Source organism: Mesorhizobium kowhaii (assembly GCF_003253745.1).
Classification (GTDB): Bacteria; Pseudomonadota; Alphaproteobacteria; order Rhizobiales; family Rhizobiaceae; genus Mesorhizobium; species Mesorhizobium kowhaii.
The window spans coordinates 1-1,498 of the sequence record NZ_MZXV01000031.1 but is presented as its reverse complement, the minus strand read 5'-3'; the positions used below and the strand labels follow the sequence as shown (position 1 = coordinate 1,498).

The 1,498-nt window shown below is 56.0% G+C and carries 2 protein-coding genes; both read left to right on the top strand.

From position 1 onward, the window contains the following. Window positions 1-668 (top strand): hypothetical protein (locus tag B5V02_RS12900; RefSeq protein ID WP_111544571.1); only part of this gene is annotated, 668 nt, incomplete at its 5' end. Further along, window positions 665-1,363 carry a hypothetical protein gene (locus tag B5V02_RS12895; RefSeq protein WP_111544570.1) on the top strand — a complete coding sequence of 233 codons (699 nt, stop codon included), beginning with the start codon at window positions 665-667 and terminating at the stop codon, window positions 1,361-1,363. The genes B5V02_RS12900 and B5V02_RS12895, both read left to right, overlap by 4 nt. Window positions 1,364-1,498: the final 135 nt, after the last annotated feature.

Below are 1,498 nucleotides of genomic sequence, written 5' to 3'. Positions count from 1 at the left end.
CAAGCACGCCGTTGCAGATACAGCCACTCGTGCTCAAAGACCTTGAAGCCCAAGGAATCATGAAGCGACCGATGGTGGTACGTGATGGTAAGCTCTGGTGCCCGATTTCCGAGGCACCGATGTCGACCGAGTTTGCCATATCGCGCTTTGCCGTTCCGTTTATAAGGCAAGGCGGCTGGGCCATGTTCTGCGATTGTGACGTCCTGTTTCTGAAGGATCCAGTCAAGCTGCTCGACCTAGTCGATCCTTCCTACGCGATTATGGCGGTTAAGCACCAGCAACGCGAATCCGAAGCGGTCAAGATGGACGGACAAACGCAGACGTTCTATCGCCGCAAAAACTGGTCGTCGGTCGTTTTGTGGAATCTAGATCATCCCGCCAACAAACGGCTGACCAACGAGATGCTTAATACGTGGCCCGGACGTGACCTCCATGCCTTCAAATGGCTTGAGGACCACGAGATCGGGGAATTGCCTCTGGCATGGAACTACCTCGTAGGGGCTTCGGCTTCCGAACTCGACCCCGCCGATGTCTCGCTGGCGCACTACACGCTCGGCGGTCCGTGGTTTGCGGGCTGGTCCGGCGCCACGCAATGGGACGAATTGTGGAGCCGAGAAGAGAGCATTCTGCGCGCGTTTGAGGAACATGCGGTTCAGATTCCCGCATGAAAACTCCTCTTTCGGATCTCTTGCCAACCTTCTCAAAGCCAATTCTTCGCTTGCCCAGGGTCACGGGTCCCGCCTTGGTGATGGGGTCGGCGCCGGATTTTCGCCTCCCGGAGGGACATGATGCCGATTGGGCACTTGTGACCGTCAATGCTTCCCAGCTTTTGGCGGAAACCTTCGGCCTCCCCGTTCCTGATATCGCCCTGATCCGCCGCGGCATTTTAGTCGGCGAGAGCGAGCAGGATTTTTACAAGCGTGATTTGTTAAAAGGACGGCAGGCAAAGCATCTGATCATCCCGGTTTGGCCGGACGTTGAGGACAAGCTGAAAGCCGGTTGTCGCACCTTCAATTATCGTTATGACACCTTGCAGGCGCTTACCAAATGGCAGCTTGCCAACATCGTCTGGCGGCTTAGCGGCAAATATCATGTGTCCCGCGGCTGGCACCGGAAAATCTCCACCGGAGCCTTCGCGATCATGCTGGCGCGTTTCGCCGGTTTCGCTCCTGTTGTAGTCAGCGGGTTTTCCCTATCCCAAGCCGGGCATGGATACGACACCCGAAATGCCTTTCGATATCATGCCGACGAAGATGCGGATTTGCTTCGACGGGTGGTGAGAAGAGGCGAGCCAATCTACGCAGAGGATAGAGACTTCGCTGTAGAAAGTGGATTGCCCTTGTGGCAGGGACAGATGCCATGACGACGACAGCTGCAGGCCAATGGCGAATGGCGAGATACTCGAGCCAGTACGGCATTGCTTAGCATTTTCTAAAAGCGCGTAATGATGGTGAGGCCAAGCGGCGACAGTGACCAAGGATTTGAGGCTTCGTCTTTG